Source organism: Pontiella agarivorans (genome assembly GCF_034531395.1).
Lineage (GTDB): Bacteria > Verrucomicrobiota > Kiritimatiellia > Kiritimatiellales > Pontiellaceae > Pontiella > Pontiella agarivorans.
In genome coordinates, this window is sequence record NZ_JARVCO010000002.1 from 110,911 (window position 1) to 135,492 (window position 24,582).

The 24,582-nt window shown below is 51.4% G+C and carries 13 protein-coding genes; all 13 read left to right on the forward strand.

Going from position 1 to position 24,582, the window contains the following annotated elements; genetic code table 11:
* The first annotated feature begins 20 nt into the window (after positions 1 to 20).
* Positions 21 to 1,487 carry a sulfatase-like hydrolase/transferase gene (locus P9H32_RS00365; RefSeq protein WP_322606870.1) on the forward strand — a complete coding sequence of 489 codons (1,467 nt, stop codon included), beginning with the start codon at positions 21 to 23 and terminating at the stop codon, positions 1,485 to 1,487.
* A 9-nt stretch (positions 1,488 to 1,496) separates the two neighbouring features.
* Positions 1,497 to 2,897: a sulfatase gene (locus tag P9H32_RS00370; protein ID WP_322606871.1), complete on the forward strand. Its 1,401-nt coding sequence runs from the start codon at positions 1,497 to 1,499 to the stop codon at positions 2,895 to 2,897.
* A gap of 112 nt (positions 2,898 to 3,009) precedes the next feature.
* Positions 3,010 to 5,700 (forward strand): alpha-amylase family protein, encoded by a 2,691-nt coding sequence (locus P9H32_RS00375; protein ID WP_322606872.1) that lies wholly within the window; start codon positions 3,010 to 3,012, stop codon positions 5,698 to 5,700.
* A gap of 160 nt (positions 5,701 to 5,860) precedes the next feature.
* A complete protein-coding gene (locus tag P9H32_RS00380) occupies positions 5,861 to 7,483 on the forward strand; it encodes a sulfatase (protein WP_431311688.1) in 1,623 nt (540 codons plus the stop codon).
* Between the two features lie 182 nt (positions 7,484 to 7,665).
* Positions 7,666 to 9,087, forward strand: a complete 1,422-nt coding sequence (locus P9H32_RS00385; protein ID WP_322606874.1) for a sulfatase-like hydrolase/transferase — start codon at positions 7,666 to 7,668, stop codon at positions 9,085 to 9,087.
* A 29-nt stretch (positions 9,088 to 9,116) separates the two neighbouring features.
* Positions 9,117 to 10,319, forward strand: coding sequence for a glycoside hydrolase family protein (locus tag P9H32_RS00390; RefSeq protein WP_322606875.1), 1,203 nt, complete (start codon positions 9,117 to 9,119; stop codon positions 10,317 to 10,319).
* A gap of 99 nt (positions 10,320 to 10,418) precedes the next feature.
* Positions 10,419 to 11,975, forward strand: a complete 1,557-nt coding sequence (locus P9H32_RS00395) for a sulfatase family protein (RefSeq protein WP_322606876.1) — start codon at positions 10,419 to 10,421, stop codon at positions 11,973 to 11,975.
* Positions 11,976 to 12,028: 53 nt separating this feature from the next.
* A complete protein-coding gene (locus tag P9H32_RS00400; protein WP_322606877.1) occupies positions 12,029 to 13,465 on the forward strand; it encodes a sulfatase in 1,437 nt (478 codons plus the stop codon).
* Between the two features lie 75 nt (positions 13,466 to 13,540).
* Positions 13,541 to 14,167 (forward strand): hypothetical protein, encoded by a 627-nt coding sequence (locus P9H32_RS00405; RefSeq protein WP_322606878.1) that lies wholly within the window; start codon positions 13,541 to 13,543, stop codon positions 14,165 to 14,167.
* 378 nt (positions 14,168 to 14,545) lie between these two features.
* Positions 14,546 to 18,535 carry an alginate lyase family protein gene (locus P9H32_RS00410; RefSeq protein WP_488803469.1) on the forward strand — a complete coding sequence of 1,330 codons (3,990 nt, stop codon included), beginning with the start codon at positions 14,546 to 14,548 and terminating at the stop codon, positions 18,533 to 18,535.
* Between the two features lie 10 nt (positions 18,536 to 18,545).
* On the forward strand, positions 18,546 to 20,882 hold the full coding sequence (locus tag P9H32_RS00415) for a glycoside hydrolase family 95 protein (RefSeq protein WP_322606879.1): 2,337 nt from the start codon (positions 18,546 to 18,548) through the stop codon (positions 20,880 to 20,882).
* Positions 20,879 to 22,393, forward strand: a complete 1,515-nt coding sequence (locus P9H32_RS00420) for an arylsulfatase (protein ID WP_322606880.1) — start codon at positions 20,879 to 20,881, stop codon at positions 22,391 to 22,393. Before P9H32_RS00415 ends, P9H32_RS00420 begins: the two co-directional genes overlap by 4 nt.
* A 254-nt stretch (positions 22,394 to 22,647) precedes the next feature.
* Positions 22,648 to 24,474 carry an arylsulfatase gene (locus P9H32_RS00425; RefSeq protein ID WP_322606881.1) on the forward strand — a complete coding sequence of 609 codons (1,827 nt, stop codon included), beginning with the start codon at positions 22,648 to 22,650 and terminating at the stop codon, positions 24,472 to 24,474.
* The last annotated feature ends 108 nt before the right edge of the window (positions 24,475 to 24,582 follow it).

Below are 24,582 nucleotides of genomic sequence, written 5' to 3' on the forward strand. Positions count from 1 at the left end.
AGAAGGAATATAGAGAAGCTATGAACAGAAGAGACTACGCAAAAATGATGGCACTCGGTGTGGCTTCCGTTGCAGGAAGCTCATTGGCAGGAAAAGCCACGCGACCCAACCTGCTGATTATTCATACGGATGAGCACAACTTCCGTACATTGGGGTGCTATCGCAATTTGCTGCGTGAAGATCAGGCTTTTGTTTGGGGTAAGGGGGTGAAAGTTGATACGCCGCATATTGACCGCATTGCGAATGAAGGAGCAATCTGCATGAACTATTATGCTGCGTCGCCGGTTTGCTCTCCATCGCGTGCATCGCTTATGTCGGGCCAGTATCCAATCACGACCGGGACGTGGAAAAACGGTATTCCAATGAAAGATGAAGTGGTGACGTTTGCCGAAGTGCTGCGCCGTGAAGGCTATGCCACGTCCTACTTGGGTAAGTGGCACCTCGACGGCAAAGGCCATCCGCAGTTTGCGCCGCAGCGCCAGTTCGGCTGGGCGGATAACCGTTTTATGTGGAACGGAGGGCATTGGAAAAAAATGGCGCAGAATGCGGATGGTTCACCGCGGATCGGAGCCGTCAATCACAAAGGAAAGCCGACCGGCAAGGTAGACGGCGCGGATGAAGAATCATTTACGACCGACTGGCTCACAAACCGCTCACTTGAAATTCTGGAGCGGGATTATCAGCAACCCTTCTGTCTCATGGTTTCCATTCCGGATCCGCACAGCCCGAATACGGTCCGTAAACCCTACGACACGCTGTTTGATAATCTGGCCTTTGAGCCGCCGCGTACACGGAAGAGGATGCCGGCGGGGACGCTTCCCAGGTGGCGTTCTTCTGAAAATAAGAACGGGGGAAAAGTTTTTGATCCTAAGCAGATGAGCGGTTATTTCGGGATGGTGAAATGCATTGATGACAATGTCGGACGGCTGCTGAATTTTCTCGAAGAGAAAGGAATTGCCGACAACACCGTGGTGGTCTTTACCTCCGACCATGGTGATATGCTTTATGAACATGATCAGATTAATAAAGGACAGCCTTTTGATGGTTCCTCCCGTATTCCTTTTGTGATCCGCTATCCGAAAAAAATAGCGGCGGGCAAGGTTATTCATAAGGCCTATAATAACACTGATTTTGCACCGACCATACTGGGCCTGATGGGGGCATCATCTCTGCCGAATGCACAGGGGTCCGATTGTTCGGCGGATTTGTTAAGCACGGATCAGGAAATTGCTGACGACCGCATTTCCTATATGGCGGAAGCCAATGGGTTGTGGGTGGCAACCGTCAGCCGGAAACATAAACTGATCTATTCCTCGAAAGGTGAACCGTTCCTGTTCGACCTCGAAAAGGATCCGGACGAGTTAGTTAACTTTTATGCCGATCCTGCATACAAGACCGTCCTGAAAACGATGCATGATGCTCTGGTGAAACAGATGACTATTGTACAGGGGCCGGAAAGTAAAAAGACAACCGTCCCGGCGATTTAAGGGCTTCCTGTGAGAAAGAGATTATTTATATCAGGTGTTTTGCTGGTTCTCTGCCATTCAGGGATGGCGGCGAAGCCGGGTTACGACGCCTATCGGCCTAATCTGCTTTTTATTGCGGTAGATGATTTAAACAATTTTCCAATCATTGGAAACGGTTATCCGGATGCAATCACACCCAACCTGAATAAGCTCGAAGAGCAGGGCATGGTTTTTACTAAAGCCTATTGCCAATGGCCAACCTGCGGACCGTCGCGCAACAGCATTATGAGCGGATTGCTGCCGACGACCATTGGTGGCACAGAAAAAATTCCGGACGAGGCATTGCAGGAACGGGCGCATGAGCTGGGTACGAAACTGGTACATGAATACTTTGCGGAAAATGGCTATGCGACCTATGCCGTTGGTAAGCTCTGTCACGATCATGTGCCGGAAGGCAGTGTGGATATCAGCGGCGGTCGAGGTGCTTTTACGGCGGGTCTTGGCCGCATGGGGAAAAATTATTCCAATAAGCGGACGAGTACGGATTGGTTTGCAGTGGACAAACCGGACAAGGAATTTCCTGACTATGCCGCGGCGGATTTTGCGATTCAGCAGCTTGAGCAAAAGCAGGAAAAACCGTTTCTGCTTATGGTCGGATTCCTGTCTCCGCATGTCCCGTGGTATGTGAATCAAAAATGGTTTGATCTGTATGATCCGGAAAAACTGACGTTACCTCCGTATAAAAAGAATGATTTGGATGATCTTCCGGAGGCATCTGTCAAAGTGAATATTGCGAAGGGCATGCCCCGAACAGATTGGGCCATTGAACACAAACAATGGCGCAATATTCTGCAGGCCTATCTTGCGTCGATCACCTTTATGGATCATCAGCTGGGCCGGATTATGGATGCGCTTGAAGAGAGCCCGTATGCGGAGAATACGATTATTGTACTTTGGTCCGACCATGGTTATCACATGGGGGAGAAGAACACTTTCCAGAAACATTCGCTCTGGGACCGGTCGGGCCGCGTTCCGCTTCTGTTTGCCGGGCCGGGCATTGAGCCCGGCCGCAGCGAACGGGTGGTCAGTCTGCTGGATATTTATCCGACGCTGATCGAGCTTTGCGGTCTTCCTGAAAACCTTAAAAATGAAGGGCGCAGTCTGGTGCCGCTGTTGAATAATCCCGGGAAAGAGTGGCCGTACCCGGCGGTTACAGCCTGGCGTGACGGGAGTTTTGCCCTGCAGACCGAGCGTTATCGGTATATGCGTTATCAGGATGGTTCCGAGGAACTCTATGACCACCAGAGCGATCCGAATGAATGGACGAACCTTGCAGATAATCCGGAGTTAAGCAGGGTAAAGGACGGACTGTCGGAACAACTGGCGGCATTGGGTTTGAAAAATACGATCACGATGAGAAAGAAAAAATGAAACGGTTCTGCGGTATCATGTCGGTGTTTAATAGGGGCTGAACCGCACAAGATGGAGTATATGTTCCCGTTGTGTTTTCTGAACGATGAAAAATCTAACTCACAGAGACGGAATGAAAAAATTTAAAAGTAAATGGCTGATTGGTTCCGCGGCGGTTCTGTGCGGGAGTTCGGTATCGGCGTGGGACGGTTCGACAGATGCCGCAGCATGGACTTCGCTGACCAACAGTGTTGAAAGCAACCGTGTGGAACTTGTGCGTCTGATGGCCGAGGCTGAAGCGGCCGGGCTCAGCACGGACTACGCCTATGTATCGAAGGTGGTGATCGAGCGTTTTCAGACTTTCGCACAGTACGATTATGAAAATCCGTCCGTGATGTCGAATGCGGTTGCGGACTGGTGGCTGGGGAAGAAAATTCCGAATGCCGCTACGTATCATATTGAACTTCCGTTCGATGAAATGGCCGAGTGTCTGACGGTGTCGAGTAATGCGATTGTCGAGCTGCAGCAGCAGTTGGCCACCAATATTGTGCTGGCACCGCCGCTTGATCTGTCCTCCAGTACGATGGTGCTGACGAATGATTACTGGACGTTGGATGGAATTCCGGCTTTTCCCAGCACCTTCACATGGATGCCCGGCGACGAAGATCTGATGCAGGCGTTCGGGCGTATGGCCGGTTCGTATTACACGCTGAAAAACCTCGAACCGGATGGAACCGTCTCGCTTTCGTTTCTTACGAATGAGCGGGAAGATGCCTATTACCAAACCACAAACAATATGGAGCCGCAGCAGATTTTTCTCGGTGGTGCAGTCGATGGCTGGATGATTTCTACCAATTCGGCAGTGACCAACGGGGCGCGCAACTTTGTTACTTATGATACGGACAGCCCGCAGATCCGTGGCTGGCTGATGCAGCTTTTTGATCGTATCATTCCGGAGGTATGCGGACCGGCCGGTTCCGGTGACGGTGCCCGCATGCATCTGCTGGCCAACGAACCCAACTTTGCCACGCGCGAGGGGGGATGGAAGGCCGAAAACGGGGTGTCAGCTCATACTATGGCCAAATACAAAACTTTTCTTGAGGGGCGCTACACAAATGATATCGCCTATCTGAACAGTACGTACGGAACTTCGTATACGGATTTCGATGCCGCAAGAGATGGAATGATCCTGCCGATCCCTCTCGCCCTGCAGGGAAGTCCGGTATGGTATGACTGGTGCCGCTTCAATATGGATCGCATCAACGACTATTTTGAGTTCTTGAAAGCAGGTACGAAAACCCATGATCCAGGAAATGCGCCGGCCACCATCAAGGTGCTTGGACGTCAGTTTCTTTCCGAACGTGACGAGGGCATAGATGTGGAATATCTGGCAAAACTCATGGATGTTCAGGGAGCCGATAATAAAGTGGTTCCGTTGGGTATGAGCAACCTCAACTTCAAGGAATCGATGAGCTGGACCAACCGCTACGGGATGAAGTGGACCACTCAATCCACGACGTTGGATTTCATGCGTTCGGTTTCGCCGGGAAAGGCTTTCTATGATTCCGAGTGGCATGGGTTGTCCACTGGTCGGTGGCGTGATTTTTCGATGGATCCGGGATATGTCCGGGCGGCCATCTGGATGGCGGCAACCCACGGTATGCGGGCCATGCAGGCGTGGTACTGGCCGAGGGATGATGACGGAAGCCTTAGAAAAGGTGACGCAAATGCCATGCTCGGCAGTATCGTTACGCTGCCGGCGGCTCTGGATGCCTATGGCCGAACCTTCAAGGAACTGAATGCCCATGCTGAGGCGGTGGTATCGCTGATTCCCGAAACACGCAACTACATGATCTATCATTGTGACGAAGCCGCTATTCAGGACGAAGATTATCTGCAGGAACTGGAATATGTTTACGAAGCACTTAAACTGCTCAATGTTCCGGTTGGCTTTGTGACGCCATCCACGTTCAGCAATGTAACTGCATCGACTCATACCATCATTATGCCGCCGGCACAATTTGTGGCGGATGACAGTTTGGCCCACCTGCAGGCTTTTGAAGCGGCTGGCGGCAACATTATTCAGGTCGACGGACCGTCGCCCAGCTTTGCCAAGGATGAGCACGGCAAGGCCCGAGGTTCATCCGGACTTTCACTCTATGCGAACGTGGCCTATTCATCCGATACCTACACCATGGCCGCAGCCCTGGAAGATGCTTTAAGTGACTTGAAACCGGAACTGCCGATCGATATTTCCGTTACTGACAGCGGGGGAGCAACTGCTTACGGGGTTCTGGCCATGCAATCTATGGATCCGGCGACCGGCAACTCAACCGTGACACTGATCAACCTCAGTAAAGAATCGAGAACGGTTACTCTGAGTTCGTTCGACTACATCAACCTGTTAACGGGGCAGTCAACTTCTCACGTGCATGTGCTGGATCCTTACGATGTGCTGTTGCTGAAGACCGATAAATCCGGCTGGCAGCAGTATATTTCCGACTATGAGCTCGAGGGCGATCCGGACGCAAACGCAGATCAGGATGCTTTGAGTGATTTCGGTGAGTATGTTTTCAACGGCAATCCGACCAACCGCGATGATATGGGGATCCGTCCTGTCTTTGATGCCTCTGCGGGGGGGCTTGTTTATACGCTCGTCGGGGACGATACGCTGACGGCCTACGTGCTCACCAACGGTAATCTGATCAGTGGAAGCTGGGGAACCAATACAATCGTTCCGGTGGATTCGAGCAGTAAAATTTACACAAACCCGGTTGAGACCGCAGCCAGCAATCTGTTTATCAAGCTGGAGGTAGTAGACTGATGGCGTTCGGGTCTGTTGTTGAGCGCTTCGGAGAAAACGGGATTTCTTTCGGCCGTCTCCATCCGATTAATGATCTCCGTCGGGTTCGAGGTTCTGCCGAAGAACATTCAAACCCCGGCCGATGCGTTTAGAAAGTGAATGCACACGAAGGAAATACATGATGAAAAAAACGCTGCACCTTTTTGGTCTGCTGGTCTTCGCCGGAAGCGCGATGGCCGTGCAGCAACCTAATGTACTGTTTATTGCGGTGGACGATCTTCGTCCGGAACTGGGATGCTACGGCTCCGACATTGCGATTTCACCAAATCTCGATGAACTGGCGGATGACGGCATGCTCTTTACACACGCTTACTGCCAACAGGCAATCTGCGGGCCTTCCCGCGCCAGTCTGATGACCGGCGCACGTCCGGATACGATTGGCGTTGTTGAGAACTATGCACATTACCGGGATAAAATTCCGGACATTATCACGCTGCCGCAGCAGTTTCTTCTGAACGGCTATGAAACTGCCTATTGCGGAAAGATTTTCCATGGTAAAGATACGGACGATGCCCATTCCTGGAGCCGCAAACCGGCAACGAAAAAAGTGAAGGTCAAAAAGCTGAAGGGCGGTTTTGCCTTGCAGAAAAATAAAGACCGCGCGACTGAAAACCGGGAGACGATGATTGCCCGATACGGCGAGGATGCGCGTAAAAACGGGCTCGGCCGCGGCCCGGCTTATGAATGTGCCGATGTGCCGGATTATGCCTATGAGGATGGTTGGAATACACTGGCGGCCATCGAAACCATGAAAGAAATGGTGCAAGGGGATAAACCGTTTTTTCTCGGTCTCGGTTTCAAACGGCCGCACCTCGACTGGGTCGCGCCCAAACGTTACTGGGATATGTATGACCGTGCGACTATTCCGCTGTCGTCCCAGCTGACGGCTCCTGAAAAAGGTGCGGCTATGGGGTTGCACGCCTCCTTTGAACTGCGGGTTCGTGACGGTATTCCAAAAGATGGAAAACCGTTTGATGAAGATCTGGAGCGCACCCTGAAACACGCCTATCTTGCTTGCGTCAGTTACGTTGATGCACAGATCGGGAAAATGCTCGCCGCGCTGGATGAGGCCGGTGTTCGTGACAATACCATCATCATAGTCTGGGGCGACCATGGGTGGCACCTTGGCGATATGGGGGTTTGGGGAAAAGCAACGAACTATGAAGTTGGAACCCGGGTTCCGCTGCTGATCTGGACGCCCGACATGCCGAAAGGCAGCCGCGGCAAAAAGTGCGATGGACTGGTTGAGCTGGTTGATATGTATCCGACGCTCTGCGATCTGGCGAATGTGCCGCTTCCGGCTCATTTGGAAGGCACCAGTTTCAAGCCGTTGCTCAGCAATCCTGAACGGTCATGGAAAACGGCCGCGTTCAGTCAGTTTCCAACTCCGGCGTTGCGCGAGTGGGCCGCAAATCCGCTCTCTCAAGGTCTGCGCGAAACGTTTTTCGGTCCGTTGATCAGCGAAGTTGAAGGACGTATCAAGGCCCAGCAGAAAGGCGAGTGGAACCGTGAATTGTTTGAAAAGCATTTGATGGGTTACGCGATGCGTACGGACCGGTATCGCCTGGTTCTTTGGAAGGATTACCGTCATCCGGAAAAAGATCCGATTTTTGTGGAGCTTTATGATCACGTTGCCGATCCGTTGGAAACCCGGAATATTGCTGACCGTTGCCCGGAAAAAGTGGCCGTGCTGATTGAACAGTTCAACAAAGGCTGGAACGGGAACCGTCCGGTGGTCAAGTAAATGCGGGAAGGATCGAGGAACGATGTATTGCTTACCCGGTTTGCATCCAGCCCGGCGCTGCAATTGAGTGAAAATGTCCGCAAAGGAATCCCGCTTTTCACCATGCGCTATCCGGGTGTCGGATTTGATCAGCAATACTGAGGTCATTGAACCGTCGCCGAAAAGTGAAAAGGAGTACCATTATGCTGAAGAATAGAATTAGCCGCTTTATACTGAGTATGTTCACGGTCTGTACCGCAATGGCGGGTGCGGCCGAAAAACCGAATATTCTGATTATTCTGGGGGACGATCTGGGGTATGCGGATGTCGGTTTCAACGGATCGGTTGACATTCCTACACCGAATCTGGATGCGCTGGCAAAAGAGGGACTGATCTGCACTTCAGCTTATTCGGCGCATCCGGTGTGCGGACCAAGCCGTGCGGCACTGCTGACCGGACGTTCGCCCTATACACTGGGTGGTCAGTTCAATATCCCATATTTCAACCATCAGTGGGGCGTTTCCACGAATGAAGTTTTTCTCTCCGATATTTTGCAGGACGCCGGCTATTTTACCGGGATTTTCGGAAAATGGCATCTGGGAGAAGGGCACGAATTTCAGCCGAATCAACGTGGGTTTGATGAGTTTTACGGGCATCTCGGAGGTGGACATAAATATTTCCCCGAAAAATACTGGAAGGAGTATGAACGTCGGTTGAAAGCGGGCGATACCAAAATTCCGCCGAATACCACTCCGCAGCTGCGCAATGGGAAGCCGGCCCATGAAACTGAATATCTGACCGATGCGTTTTCGCGGGAAGCGGTTGATTTTATTCACAAAGCCAAAGAGCGGGAACAGCCGTTTTTTCTGTATCTGGCCTATAATGCTCCCCATTCGCCACTGGAGGCCAAAGCGGAAGACCTCGAAAAAATGGCGCATATTCCTCAGAAACGCCGACGGATTTATGCCGCGATGGTTCATTGCCTGGACTACAACGTCAAACGGGTGATTACCGCACTGAAGGAAACCGGAGCCTACGACAATACGCTGATTATTTTTCTGAGCGATAATGGCGGTCTGACCGGTCACGCAAGCAATGCGCCGCTCAAGGGAGAAAAGCGTGATGTGAATGAGGGGGGATACCGTGTTCCGATGTTCTGGCACTGGCCCGGTGTTGTGCCGGCCGGCCGTACGTTTGAATATCCGGTGTTAACAATGGATTTCTATCCCACATTGGCTCGACTGGCGGGCGCGTCAATTCCTGCAGGAAAGACGCTGGACGGGAAAGATATCTGGAACGATCTGCTGAATGATCATAACCCGCATTCCGATGAGCTAATCGCGGTGATATCTCATCGTCCGGATTACACGGATATCGCAGGCCGGCGGAACGAATGGAAAGCGGTTCGTTCGGGGGAATCGTGGGCGCTCTACAATCTGGAACAGGATATCGGGGAGCAGCACGATTTGAGCAAGCAGTATCCGGAGCGCCTCAAGGATATGGTGAAATCGCTGAACCAATGGGCGGCTACGCATCAGATGCCGAAATGGATCTATTCCGATGAGGAACGCGAGCGCTGGAAAGAAAATACAACCCCATGGTTTGATGGCACATTCGACCTTTAATAAAGGTCTGAAACAGGAGCGTATACAGAATGGTTAAAGCAAAATTTATTATCACGGCAACAGTCTGCACCATGTTGTCGCCAGCAATGGCCCAATCGGTTGCCGATTTTTACACGGAGACCTGGGAAAACGGTGTGACCCGAAATGTGGTCGAAGATTATAACGCCGACGGGACTGATGCGCTCGATGACAGCGCTGCATTTCAGCGCGCCATTGATGAGCTGACTCAAAAGAAAAACGGTGGAAAACTGATGGTTCCGACGGGTACCTATTATCTGTATAAAGTCGCGCTGAAATCCAATGTTCACCTCGCCTTTGAGAAAGATGTGGTCTTGCGCCCGCTTCCGCGTGGAGGATTTCTGTTCACCGCAGGTATGGGAAATGACACCGTTGAAAATGTAAGTTTTCGGGGCATCGATGGGAAAGTAACCGCAGATTTCAGAGAGATGTCTCCCGATACGAAAGTTACGGTCATCAATCTGCAAAACGTCGATAACTTTCTGATCCGGAATATGCGCACGCTGGATAACTTTACCGTTCATTCATCGATTCGAATGAATGTGGCCGACACAGACCAGGGGGCGCGCTTTGCGCGTAACGGGTTTGTGTCGGATATTGATAATACCAACGCACACGTCGGTTATGGCACCATTCAAGTCAACGCCGGTAAAAATATCCTGTTCCAGAACATCAGCGGCAGTGGCGGTGTTCAGCTGCGGCTGGAATCCGGCGCAAACTTTAAGGGGGAAATTGAAGGATCCATCTTTGATATTGTCGGCCGTAATATCAGCGGTTCCAATGGAAATGCTGTGGTCATGATTTCGCCCCATTGCCGAAAAAATGGATTGGTTGATATTGATGGGGTCACTTCACACAGCAGTGTACACGCGGTGCGCGTGGATATCGGTGACACAAAAAACGGTCCGACGCCCGGCTATTTCGACAGCAACTCCCGTGTCAGTAATGTGAAAGCATTTTACGGCACCACCGCTCAGCTCAAACACGGCCACTTCCGCTGGATTCCACCAGAGCTGAAATCGCAGATTTCCCGCCAGAAAAATCCAGACGGTAGCAGCTATTCCGGGCCAGCTGCGGCGGCGATTAAATATACGTGCGGTGGCACCGGTCCCGGCACCTTCAAGGTGAAACTCGAAAACATTGAGCAGATCGGTTTCGAATATCAGCCCAAAAAGATTTTAACGCCGGCCGATGAATTCAGGAAAGGGCGTTGAGGGAAAAATGACAGTCCTGTTTGTTGTTTTGTCCCGGGAGCGATCACAAGACGCAGTGAGAATAGTGGAGGATTTATGATCAGGCAATGGATGATGTTGATGTGGTGTAGTGCATGTATACATGCACTCGGTGCGGATAAGCACAATGCAAACGTTTTTAGAGCCGACGAGCGGCCGAATATTCTGTTCTTTTTTACGGATGATCAGGCGTTTAATACGTTGGGGATCTACGGGAACGAACAGGTTAAAACGCCGAACCTGGATCGGCTCGGTGAACGCGGGGTGGTGTTCGACCGGCATTACAATACGACAGCGATCTGTATGGCGAGCCGTGCGTGCGTGATGAGCGGATTATATGAGTATAAAACAGGTTGTAATTTTACACATGGTCCAATGGGGCTGGAGCAGTGGGCCACCGCGTATCCCGTGTTGCTCAAGCAGGCCGGGTATAAGACGGGTTTTGCCGGTAAAATCGGATTTTCGGTTTCGGAACTCAAGAACGTTGACCTTCGCGGTGAAGACGGAGAAATCATCTGCGACAGTTTTGATTTCTATAAAGGGGGGAAAGTTCAAACCAGCTACTTTACTGCCCGGAATGCGCGGATGGTGGAGTATGCTGAAGCGTATCCGCACAGTTCCCGTTCCTATGGTGCGGCAACGATTGATTTCATGCGCGAATCGGTAAAGAGCGGGCAGCCGTTTTGTATGACGGTATTTTTCAAGGCTCCGCATATGCCGTTTATACCCGATCCTTTTTTTGATGATGTGTATAAAGATACCGTCTGGAAACGACCGGATAATTTCGGTCCTGAATATGGGGAACATCTTCCGGAACAGGCGCGTTCCGGTCGACAGGCGCGGTACTATGAAGGGTATTATAAAACCGATTCGATCTATCAGGATACCCAGCGTAAGTATCATCAGCTTATTCATGGCGTGGACTATTCTATCGGTATGATTTTACAGGAATTGGAAAAGCTGGGCATTGCGGACAATACGCTGATTATTTTCACGTCCGACAATGGGTACAGTCAGGGAGCCCGGGGATTTGGCGGAAAGGTGTTGCCGTATGAGGAGCCGTCGCGTGCACCGTTGATCATTTATGACCCGCGACTTCCAGGGACCGGAACTCCGCGCCGGACCGATGCTGTTACCGGCGGGATTGATGTCACGGCCACGATTCTTGATGCCGCCAGAGTTGAGATTCCCGCGGTCTATGACGGGAAAAGTCTGCTTCCTGTGGTACGCGATCAAACGGTTGAGGTTCGTGAATCACTGCCTTTGTTTCAGGTATGGGGAGCGGAATCCACACGGTGTCTTTCGGTGGTCACCAAGGAGTATAAATATATTCATTGGTATTATGCTGACAAGGGGATGACGCCGGGCGATGAGCTTTATCATATTGCAGGAGATCCAATGGAAATGACCAATCTTGCCGGAAATCCGGAATACGCTCCGGTACTGAAAAAAATGCAGAAGCTCTACGAAGAACAGGTTGAGCATTGGAAGGCCGAAAGTGTTGATTACAACGGCTATGGCGAATACGGCATCCTCTTCGATCAAAACATTCCATGGAAAACCAAAGCTGAACTGATCAAAGAAAAAGAAGCTAACGCCCCGATTAGAACCAATGTCGGTAAGAAGAAAAAGTCCTGAAACCGGGCACCGCGTTCTGGTGGAATAAAATCTTATAAATCAGAGTATATATTATGGTTAAAAATAGAACAGCAGCTGTCGCCTTAAGCTGCACCGTCCTCGCCTTTCTATTCAGCGGCCAGGCCTTTTCGGGTTCCCGGCCGAACGTGCTATTCATTGCGATTGACGATCTCAATGCCTGTCCGGACCGGATGGGCGGAGAAACGGTGGTGCAGACGCCGAATATCAATCGTCTGGCGGATCGGGGGGTCTTTTTTATGAATGCCCACTGCGCGGCTCCCTCCTGCGGGCCGTCGCGGGCTGCTGTGCTTTCGGGCATGGCTCCGGCCGCTACGGGGGTGTACAGCAATAATCAGGACTGGCGGAAAAATTCCGTGCTGAAAGACCGCCCGACGATTCCTCAGTACTTTAAGGACCAGGGCTATGAGGTGGTCGGCGGCGGAAAAATCTACCATGCTTCATCGTTCAGTGAGATCCAGCGGGCGGGGCTGTTTGATCCGAAACCGTGGGACGACTATTTTCCGTCCAGAAAGCAGCAGCTGCTGGAAGATGTTATTGAGGGGCACAGCGGCCGGTTCGACTGGGCGGCTACGGAGATGTCGCCTGAGGAAACAGGGGATGGAAAGGTGGTGGCCTGGGCATCGGAAATGCTCGCCCGGGAGTATGACCGTCCGCTCTTTCTGGCGGTCGGGATTTATCATCCGCACTATCCCTGGTATACGCCCCGAAAATATTATGATCGGCATCCGATGGATCAGCTCTCTCTTCCGGAGATTCCAGCGGATGATATGGATGATCTTCCGCCCGCCGGACAGAAAATGGGGAATGACCACTATCATAAAAAAATGGTGGAGGACGGGGAATGGGAGGAATACGTTCGCGGTTACAACGCTGCGGTAAGTTTTGCCGATGATATGGTTGGACGTTTGTTGACCGCGCTTGAAAAAAGTCCGCATGCAGAAAATACGGTGGTCGTTCTCTGGTCGGACCACGGGTACCATAACGGGCAGAAGCAGCGGTGGGAAAAATATGCACTTTGGGAGCAGACGACCCGGGTGCCGCTCATTTTTTCCGCTCCTGGATTTAAGGGCGGGCTGGAATGTGCTGAACCGGTCAGTCTGCTGGATATTTTTCCAACCCTGAACGATATCTGTGGTTTTCCGGCTGTGGAGCGGCTGGATGGAGAGAGTCTGGTTCCGCTGATGCAGAATCCCGGAAAGAAGACCGGGCGTGCGGTGGTCATCACCACCAAGTATAAGACGCATGCGGTTCGCACTGACCGGTGGCGCTATATTCGCTATGCGAACGGAGACGAGGAACTTTACGACCAGAAGAAAGATCCGAAGAATTTTACGAACCTGGCCGAAAACCCGGAATATGCCGGGGTTAAGGCCGAGTTAAGCCGGCTTCTTCCGGCGTATAACGCCCCAATCAATCCTACGGGCAACTGGAAGAAAAAAAGCCCGGAACTCCAAGCTGATCATAAATGAAGCAGGTCCGGCCCGCTCCGCCGTTTGGTGGGTGGACGGCAAGGGAAGTTGATCAATAAATAAAAGGGAAAAATAATGAAAAGAAAGTGGATTATTCTCGGTGCAGCAGGTGTCTTGTTTGCGGCGGCAACAGCAACCGCCGGGACGGCAAAACATGCTGCACGAGTCATGGTTAAAGGGGAGCTGGAGAAGGAACGTGAATCATCCAAGGATGAACGGGAGAACAGCAGCACCCGGATTAAGTCGGAAAGTCAGCATTATGAACTGCAGGTGACGGTTTCAAATGTCATCAAAAAGGACGGTACATTTGATTTGGAGTGGTATTTCTTTAAGCGGAATCTGGATTCAGAAGGCGAAAAGAGTGAGCCGGTTTTGTGTGAAAAAGACAAGGTGACACTCTCTATTGCCGGAATGAAGCGGGTTCAGCATTCCGTACATTCCGCTGAACTGATCTGGAAAGAAACAAAAACAAGTAAATCGAGCAGCAATAATAACAGCTCGGGTTCTTCCGGCGGCAAAACCTTCAGCGGATCCATGTATGACGGTTATGTGATTCTGGTCAGAAATGAAGGGCAGATTGTTGCGAAATATTCAGATGAACGAAAGTATCTGACTCCAACCTGGATGGGTCGTTTGGATATGCCGGTTGAAGCGGGAAGTGCACGGTCTTCTGCTCCGAAAAAGAAGAAAAAGAAGAAATAGAACGCCGGTTCCGGCATCGGGTTTTCTACGATGCTGTATACAAAGGACCATGTTTGTTTCATGATATTCAGGGATCATACGTCGGGGAACGTATTTTCCCTGAAAATCTGAGGCGGAAAAACGAATAGAAAATATGGGCACTCCGTCGATTCAGCCATAAAACGTCTTTACCTGACGATGCCGAACAAAGAGATGAACGATATCGCCAGAGCTTTTAATGTTGAACAGGAATAAATGATGAAAATAAACCGACCAATCTTTTCCTTATCGCGCAGCATCTTGCTGGGCTGCTTGATAAGTTCCACCGCCTGGACGGAAAAAATAAATTTTAATGCCGACTGGCGGTTTCTCCGACAGGACGTTTCCGGAGCGGATTCCGTGGAATTCGATGATCGCGGATGGACGCAGGTTTCGGCTCCGCATACGTATAATGACACCGATACGTTCGATGATTTTTCTCCGTCCGGACACCGCGGTGAAATGAATCAGTGGGGTGGAAAAACCTGGTACAGGAAAACGTTCACGGTTCCCGCAGACTGGAACCGAAAAACGGTGATTATCGAATTTGAAGCGGTTCGGCAACTGGCGGATATTTATTGCAATGGTGTGAAAGTCGGACATTGTGAAAACGGATTCGTTCCGTTTGGGGCAGACCTCAGTGCTCATCTGAAGCCGGGGCAGGAAAACGTCATTGCTGTGGCCTGTGACAACAGTTTTGTGAAAGACACCGATTTCGGTGGGGACCGAAAACAGGTTTGGCATCATTTTGCAGGCGGTGCAAAGCTGCCCTGGAATAATCCGCATTGGCACCCGGCGCACGGCGGAATTTATCGCAATGTATTTCTGCATGTCAGTGAACCGCTTCACCTGACCCAGCCGCTTTACAACAACATGGAAACGGTCGGTACGTATGTATATGCACTCAATCCGTCGCGGGAATCCGCGGAAATCGGTGTTGAGGCGGAAGTTAAAAATGATACCGGTTCGCGGCAGAACTTTACGGTTCGTAGCCGCGTGGTCGATCGTGATGGCCAGACCGTACTGACAATGGAGTCCGAAACCGCTCTTCCGGCCGGCGATAAGACGGTGGTGAAAAACCGCGGTGTGTTGAGGAACCCCGAACTTTGGGAACCGAAATATCCCTATCTGTATACAGTTGAAACGGAAATTGTTCAGCATGGCAGTGTGGTCGATTCCAACTGTGTTCCGTTTGGCGTGCGCTGGATTGAAATGTCCACGGACTGGGGGTTCAGTATTAACGGCCGGCATTTAAAACTGCAGGGGTGGGGAATGAAATCGGTTGATGGCTGGCCGGGGCTCGGTGCGGCTAATCCAGACTGGATGCATTACTATACGTTAGAGAAGATTACAGAAGCCGGGGGCAATTTTCTGCGCTGGGGCCATACCTGCGGCGGGCCGGTTCACCTGAAAGCGGCCGACCGTCTCGGTATTGTTACGATGCAGCCGGGAGTTGACGGAGAAGGGGATTGCGAGGGCCATGCCTGGGACATCCGTCTGAATGCATGGCGCGATGTGGTGATTTATTTCCGCAACCATCCGGCACTGCTTTTCTGGGAAGGCGGAAACCAGAGTACCTCCCGGAAACATGCGGCTGCACTGCGGAAGGTGGTGGATAAATATGATCCGTATGGCGGACGGGCCTATGGACACCGTCGTGCAAATAATGTGGTCATGCCGTTCAGTTCGATGTCGATCAGTACCGAAGGTTCCGGCTACATCAAATCGCTTCCGACGGTTGAGGGGGAATATAATCGCGAAGAATCTCCGCGCCGGGTCTGGGATCGTAAAACGCCGCCATATGAAAACTGGCATGCCATTGGCAGCTATGATCTGACGGCCGAACAGTATGCGCTCAATCAGCTTTATCACTATGAGAAAATATCCCGCCTTTCACACGGCGGCGGGGCAAACTGGATCTTTGCCGATTCAACCAGTGGAGGACGTGTTGAGACCGAAGTGACGCGGGCCAGCGGCGAACTCGATGCCATGCGTCTTCCGAAAGAGGCCTATCATGTCTGCCGGGTCATATTTACTGATGAACCCGACCTCCATCTGATCGGCCATTGGAACTATCCGGAAGGAACGGTTAAGGATATCCACGTTGTTGCCGACTGCGATGAGATCAGCCTGCAGTTGAACGGGAAAGAAATCGGTAGAAAACAGGCCGTAACCGCATTCTGGAAACCGAAAAAGACTAAGAAGGCAAAAGGTTCTGCTAATGTTGCACCCACAACATGGAAGCATCCCATGCTTTTCACTTTTCCGGGCGTGACCTGGGAAGCGGGCCGGCTGATTGCAGTCGGTTTCAAAGACGGTCAGGAAATCGGGCGTCATGTGCTGACGACGGCCGGTCCTGCGGTTGCATTACGCCTTACCCCGCTCACCGGCCCGGCCGGTCTGCTGGCTGATGGCAGTGATGTGGCGGTGTTCGATGTGGAAGCGGTAGATCAAAACGGGAACCGTTGTCCGACCTTTATCGGTCGCTGCGATTTTAAGATGACGGGGCCCGGCATCTGGCGCGGTGGGTATAACAGTGGAAAAGAAAAATCGACCAATCATACCTTCCTCGATCTGGAAGCAGGGATTAACCGCGTGATCATTCGGTCCACCCGTGAGCCGGGGACGATAAAGCTTACGGCAGCGTCTGAGGGGCTGCAGTCTGCAACTGCGACCGTGGAAGCCCGGTTTTTCGACGGCACAGGAGGGATGAGTCAGGTCATGCCGCCGATTCCAGAGCAGGGGATGCTGACGTCGCTTCCATTACCGGGTCCGCTTCCGAAAGCCGTAAAGCCGGCGGCTGAAAATGCGAAGAAAAAATACCGTTCCGTGTTGATTGATGATCTTTCTTATTCCGGACCATCCGGTGATGCGCGGATTGTAAAAGCTGAACCGAACGGGGCGATGTTTACGGACCAGAGTATGAGGTTCGGTACACTGCCCGCCGGTCTTGCCAAAGGGGAACAGATCCGTTTCCCGAATGCAGACTGGAATTATTCTGCCGTCGATCTGCTTCAATTTAATGTTAAACAGGATGCGGATGTTTATGTGGCGCACGATGTGCGCCTGACCGAAAAAATGGAGTGGCTGAAAGAATACACCGATACGGGTATAATGCTGACCATCGGCAGGCATCAGTGGCAGCTGTTCAGGAAAACGGTGAAGGCGGGCGATTCGGTGCTGATGGGCAGCAATACAGAGAGCCATGGACCGGAATGCCGGATGATGACTGTGTTTGTTGTGCCTTCCGATCAGTTTGATATTACGGCAATTGAAACGCCGCGTATTTTGGAAAAGGCGGCAAAATATCTGAAAGAGGCTCCACGGACGGTAACCGCCGACCGTTGCGAACGCAGTGCCGGCGGGCTGCACGATTTTTATTCGGAGGGTGATTATTGGTGGCCCAATGCGAAAAATCCGGACGGCCCTTATATTCGACGTGATGGCGAAAGTAATCCGGCCAACTTTATTGCCCACCGCCAGTCGATGATTCGGCTCAGTGATATCATGGGTACCTTGACATCTGCCTATCTGATTACCGGGGAGGAAAAATATGCTGCTCAGGCGGTTGCTCACCTGAAGGCCTGGTTTGTTGATGAGGGGACACGAATGAACCCGAATCTTCTCTATGGTCAGGCGATTTCCGGCCGTTATACCGGCCGCAGTATCGGCATCATCGACACGATCCACCTTGTGGAAGTGGCGCTCAGTGCCAAAAAGCTGGAAAGATCCAGATCTTTTGCAGAAGCGGATCAGCAAGGGGTCAGGCACTGGTTTCGCGACTATCTTCGTTGGATCAATACGCATGAATACGGGATAAAAGAGCGCAAAGCCAATAATAACCACAGTGTTTGCTGGTGTATGCAGGCCGCAGCTTTTGCTCATTTGGTGGGCGATGAAGAACTGCTTGCCGCTATTCGTGAACAGTTTAAAACCCGTTACATCCCGAAAATGATGGATGAGAAAGGCGGCTTCCCGCATGAGCTGGGGCGAACCAAACCTTATGGCTATTCGCTGTTTATGATCGATGCTATGGCGGGAGTTGCGCAGCTGGCCTCTATTGAAACGGATGATCTCTGGAATTTTGAGATGGCGGACGGGCGGGGCATGAGGCTCGGTATGGAGTTTATTATACCCTACATTCAGGATAAGAGCCGCTGGCCTTTGAAACCGGATATTATGTATTGGGAGGAGTGGCCGGTACGGCAGCCGTCCCTGCTGATGGCCGGCTTGCACTTCGGCCGTTCGGATTACCTGGAGATATGGAAAGGGCTTGATGCGGATCCGACAAATTATGAAGTGCTGCGGAATCTGCCGCTGCGTCATCCACTGCTGTGGATTTCAAACTGAAGGGATGATTATGAATAATTTAAAAATGCTGTTTTTGCTGCCGGTTTTTATCGGCATTCAACTCTCACATGCCGCTGATTTTAAACTCTGGTATGACCGGCCGGCAAAGGAGTGGATGGCCGGTTTGCCGCTGGGGAACGGCCGGTTGATGGCTGTGGTGCAGGGTGGAATTGAAAAAGAAACCATTCAGCTGAATGACGATACCATGTGGACGGGTCAGCCGGTTCAGCGCGATAAACCCGGGGCATATAAATATCTGGATGAAGCACGCCGTTTGATGTTTGAAGGGCGTTATTTTGAAGGGGAGCGGGTGGTCCAGAATCATATGCAGGGCCTTGTGCTTGCAATGGGCATGAGCACCTATCAAACCTCCGGCGATTTAAAACTGAATTTCCGCCATGGCGGTAAAGCAACGGATTACCGTCGGGAGCTGGATCTCAGTACAGGAATTGCCAGTGTTCGTTATACCATTGACGATGCAACCTATACTCGCGAAGTATTTGTCAGTCCGGTCGATCAGGCGCTGGTCGTCCATTTGACGTGTGACAAACCCGGGAAGCTTTCGGTGGATGTTGAGCTGGATCGTTCGCGCGCCGGCATCGAACGTTTGGCTCCGGATCGTTTGTCGATGACCGGCGTTGCCAAACCTAAAACCAATCCAGGCTGGATTGGTGTATCTTTTGAAACGCAGGTGCAGGTTGAAAATACGGGCGGTACGCTGGGCGAAAGCAAAAATGGAATCCGTGTGGAAGGTGCAGATGAAATTACGCTGCGTCTGGTCACTTCGACCGACTATCGCGGTGAGGATCCAAACACGGTCTGTGAAACGCGCCTGGCGGACGTTGGGCAGAAGCCGTTTTCCAACCTTCGGAAAGATCATGTTGAAGAACATCGCCGGCTGTTCAATCGGGTGGATTTGAATTTGGGCGAAGCACCTGATCTGCCGACCGATAAGCGGCTCGCGGCGTTCCGCAACGGGGCAAAGGATCCGTCGCTGGTGGCTCTTTATTTTCAATTTGGTCGTTATCTTTTGATCAGCAGTTCCCGTCCGGGTTCGATGTGTGTCAACCTGTGGGGTAAATGGGTGAACAGTCTGGAGCCGGCCTACGATGCGGACTATCACATCAATATCAATATTCAGATGAACTACTGGCTCGCGGAAATATGCAACCTGTCCGAGTGCCATGAGCCGTTTTTCGATCTGCTCGATAATCTGCGTCCCCGAGGCCGCATTACGGCCCGAGAAACATACGGGGCCCGTGGTTTTACTGCGGGCTATGCAACCGATGCCTGGTATTTTACCAGTCAGATCGGGAATGCTCCATATGGGGTGTGGCCGATGGCGCCGGCGTGGATGTGCAACCATCTCTGGCAGCATTATCTCTATGGGGGGGATTTACAGTATTTGGAAAATCGCAGTTATCCGATCATGAAAGAAGCCTGCCAGTTCTTCCTCGATTATCTGGTGGAAGATCCAACGACGGGATATATGGTTTCGGGGCCGTCCACTTCGCCGGAAAACCGGTTCAAAGATCCGTCTACGGGCAAATCGGTTTCGCTTTCCATGGCACCTTCCATGGATACGCAACTGATTACCGATCTTTTCAGCAATACGATTGAAGCCGGCAGGGTATTGAAAAAAGACCGAAAGTTCCGTCGCAAGCTTGAAAAAATGAAGGCGCGTTTAATGCCGATGCAGATTGGAGAAGACGGTCGGCTGCTCGAATGGGCCAAGCCCTTTAAGGAGCAGAACAAAGGTCATCGGCATATTTCCCATTTGTGGGGACTTTGTCCGGGCAATCTGATTACAGAAAATACACCGGAGTTTTTTGATGCGGCGCGCAGATCATTGGATGTCCGGGTGGAAAATGGCGCAGCGGATTCACCGGAATATCAGGGTATCGCTGCCTGGGTTCTGTGTGCCTATACCCGTCTGCATGATGGTGAAAAAGCGTATGGATTGTTGAATCATATTTTGACAAAAAGTTCCTGGAATAATCTGTTTGCTGTCGGTGAGCGGGGCCGTACCCGTGAGATGTTTGAAACCGATGTGAACTTCGGGGCCACCTCGGCCATTGCCGAAATGCTGGTGCAAAGTCATGATGGATTCATTCAGCTGCTTCCGGCTCTTCCTGCAGCATTATCGGACGGCACGGTGAAAGGGTTGTGCGCACAGGGAGGATTTGAAGTTTCCATGGATTGGAATAACGGCGTGCTGAATGAAGTTTCCGTGAAGTCTCTGAACGGTAATATCTGTGCATTGAAATATGGTGAAAAATTGATCGAATTCGAAACCGTGGAGGGGAAGAGTTATCGGTTTGATTCTAGACTGGAGAACATCAAATGAAGAAAAAATGGGTACTGTGGGCCATTCTTATCGCGGCGGGTCTGGCATCGGCCGTAACCAAACCGAATGTAATTCTCATTATGGCCGATGATCTTGGATCGGGTATGTTGAGTTGCTATGGCCAGAAAATTGTAAAAACGCCGAATATTGATCGCTTGGCGGCGGAGGGTATGCGGTTTAATAACTATTATGGATCGACCTATTGTGCGCCGTCGCGCTGGACGTTGTCGACCGGCATGCATGATGGTCGCATCGGCGGATGGGGGTCCAATAAAGCCGGGCTTCCGATTCTGCGCGATTCGGGAAAAATTACCGAAGAAGAATATCAGAAACGCTTTGCCCAGATGAAAAAGGATGCATTTCCCATTGCTGAAAATGAGGTTTTCCTTGGTCAAATCGGGCAGAAGGCCGGGTATAAAACCGCCCAGTTTGGTAAACTTGATAATGGATTCCTGACCTGGCATGAGCGGGTGAAACGTTATGGCTGGGATGATTATGACGGGTTTTACGATCACCAGCGCTGTCACGGATATTACCCGCCATACCTCTGGCACAATGGCGAGCGCTATGAACTGCCGGGCAACACCGATCCTGCATGCGGGAAATATTTGGAGGTGGATGATCTTCCCGCGGGGAGCGGTGGCGAAACCCATTCGCAGATTCTGATGATCGGAAAGGTGCTGGAATATATCCGTGAACATAAAGATACTCCTTTCTTCCTCTACCATCCCACGCAACTTCCGCACGGCGAAATCGGCATTCCCGAAGTTCATCCCGATTTCGTGAATGACAAGCGTCTGACCTATGAAGAAAAAAAATATGCTTCAATGGTCAAAATGCTGGATGATCATGTCGGTCTGATCATGACTGAACTTAAAGAGCTGGGAATGGATGAGAATACCATTGTGTTCTTCACCGCCGATAACGGACATTGTGCCTATTACAGCGATGTGTACACAGGGTTCAAAAATCAAAAGCTTGATGATGGAACCACCTTTGATTTAGGCGACAACAAATGGCGCAGCCACGGGGATGTGTTTAACGGCGGTGGCGGTCTTGCCGGCGCAAAACGGAGCGGCTTTCAAGGTGGAATTCTTTGCCCGATGTTTGTGCGGTGGCCCGGAAAAATTAAGCCGGGTACGGAGACGGATTTGCTGAGCACGCACTACGATTTTATGGCTACGCTGGCCGATCTCGGCGGAGTATCGGTTCCAAACGGGAAAGACAGTATTTCCTATCTTCCGACGTTGCTGGGTGAGCCGCAGAAGCAGAAGCATGATTTTATTGTGATTCAGAATAAGCGGTTTTATATGGGCAGCAGTACGGTGATTGATTCCAAGGGCTGGAAACTGATTGAGGTCGGCGGGAAAGCACGGGATCAATATCAGCTCTATAATATTCTGGACGATAAGATGGAGACGAAAGAGCTTTCTTCGGAATATCCTGAAAAGGTGGAGGCGTTGAAAAAGACCTTGTATCGCGAAGTGGGATCTGAGCGTCCGGACCTTTGAAATGACTGAATTTTTCCAGACCTTGGAAATGAGTTTCCAGGGTCTGGAAGCCGGAAACCTGTTCTGCTGCAGAACGGCAGGTGTGATGAACCGTATGTTTACATGACGTACAAGGGGATTGATTGAGCGCGAAACCTGATCCGCGGTGTTCAATATGCTGCAGACGGTGATCTTCCGGATGGCTGATGCGAAAGAGCCGGGGTTGCTTGATGGCAAAGCGAACAGGGAATAAATAGACAAGGGCAGGAAATACAATGAAACGAAATCTTTTATGGGCGACCGTCTGTCTGCTGGCTTGCGGTGCACATGCTGCACAGAACCCGCAGGATAAACCGAATGTGATTGTCATCGTGACGGATGATCAGGGATATGGTGATTTGTCGTGTCACGGGAATCCGTGGTTGAAAACCCCGGAGCTGGATCGGCTGCATGATGACAGTGTAAGGCTGACTGATTTCCATGTTGATCCCACCTGCGCGCCGACGCGGGCGGCTTTGATGACCGGGCGGTATTCCGCCCGAACCGGGGTGTGGCTTACCTATGGAAGCCGTCATCATCTGCGTAAAGATGAAGTCACGATGGCGGATGTCTTTAAAGCCAATGGATACCGAACAGCGATTTTCGGAAAATGGCATCTGGGCGATAACTATCCGTTCCGGCCAACCGATCGCGGCTTTGATGAGGCACTGATTCATGGGGGCGGCGTGGTTGCAGAAACGCCCGATTATTGGGATAATAATTATTATGACGATACGTATTTCAGGAATAATAAACCGGAAAAAGTGAAGGGCTATTGCACGGAAGTCTGGACGGATGAAACGATTCGGTTTGTGACGGAAAATAAGGACCGTCCGTTTTTCTGCTATCTTGCGTATAACGCGCCGCACGGGCCGTTGCATGTGCCTGAAAAATATCGAAAACCATATGAAGCGGAACAGGGGAAAAGGCGCGCGGCTTTTTATGGCATGATTGGGTGTATTGATGAACATATCGGTCGGTTGCGTGAAACGCTGAATGAACTCTCGCTGGAACGGGATACGATTGTGGTCTTTTTGAACGATAATGGAACCAACGGCGGTGCGGGAATTGATGGGGACGGGCGTAACGGCTGGGTTAAGGATGGATTCAATGCGGGGATGCGCGGCCGGAAAACATCGCGCTACGAGGGCGGACACCGAGCGGCCTGCTTTATTCACTGGCCTGCAGGAGGATTGGACGGCGGACGGGATGTGAACGGTGTGACGGCTCAGATTGATCTGCTTCCCACATTTGTGGATCTCTGCGGTCTTCAGTTTAAGGAAAAACTCCCGTTGGACGGGATTTCGCTGGCCGGTTTTCTGAAGTCGGGCAGGGTACCGGTGAACCGGACGGTGGTTGTGCATGATCAGGGCCGATTCGGCCACCCAGTTGAAGACGGTCTGCTGATTAAGTATAAAGACTATTCCGTGATGCAGGGGAACTGGCGTCTGGTTGGTAATGAACTGTATGACATTCATGCCGATCCATCGCAGCGTACAGATATCGCGGCGTTGCATCCTGAAAAGGCGGAGCAGCTGAAAGCTGCTTATGAGTCGTGGTGGAACAGTGTTTCCGTAAAGGGGGATGAATACAACCCGTTCATTATTGATCCTGCAAAACAGCAGACCGTGCTGATCTCCTCGCAGAATCTGCTGGGCGGCAACGTGGCCTATAGTCAGCGTTCCGTTCGTAAAGGAGAGGGCGGGGAATATGGCTGGACATTTATTGATGTGGAGAAGCCCGGAAAATATCAGATTTCGCTGCGCCGCTGGCCGCGCGAATCGGGATTGGCGATTCGGGCCGAGGCTCCGAAGTATCCGATGAACCCTTCCACCCACATGATGTCGAAAACGCCCTGCAAGGTGTTTGAGGTGGAGCGTGCCCGACTGCAGATTGGCGATTTTGACCAGGTTGTGCCGGTGAATGAAATGGACGAGGAAGCGATATTTAATGTGGAACTGTCGAAAGGTGAACAGCGCATTCAGACGTGGTTTCTGATGGCTGACGGTGACTCGCGTGCCGCATATTATACTTATATTGAGCCTGTTTCTTCCGCGTATTGAATCATTCTGCGCCGTTTTTTTAAGGTATTTGAGCCTGGCCTGAATTCGGCGAGGCTTTTCAGTATCCTATTGTTTTTTGTAGTCAACGGGGGGAGAGAACTACAAGTC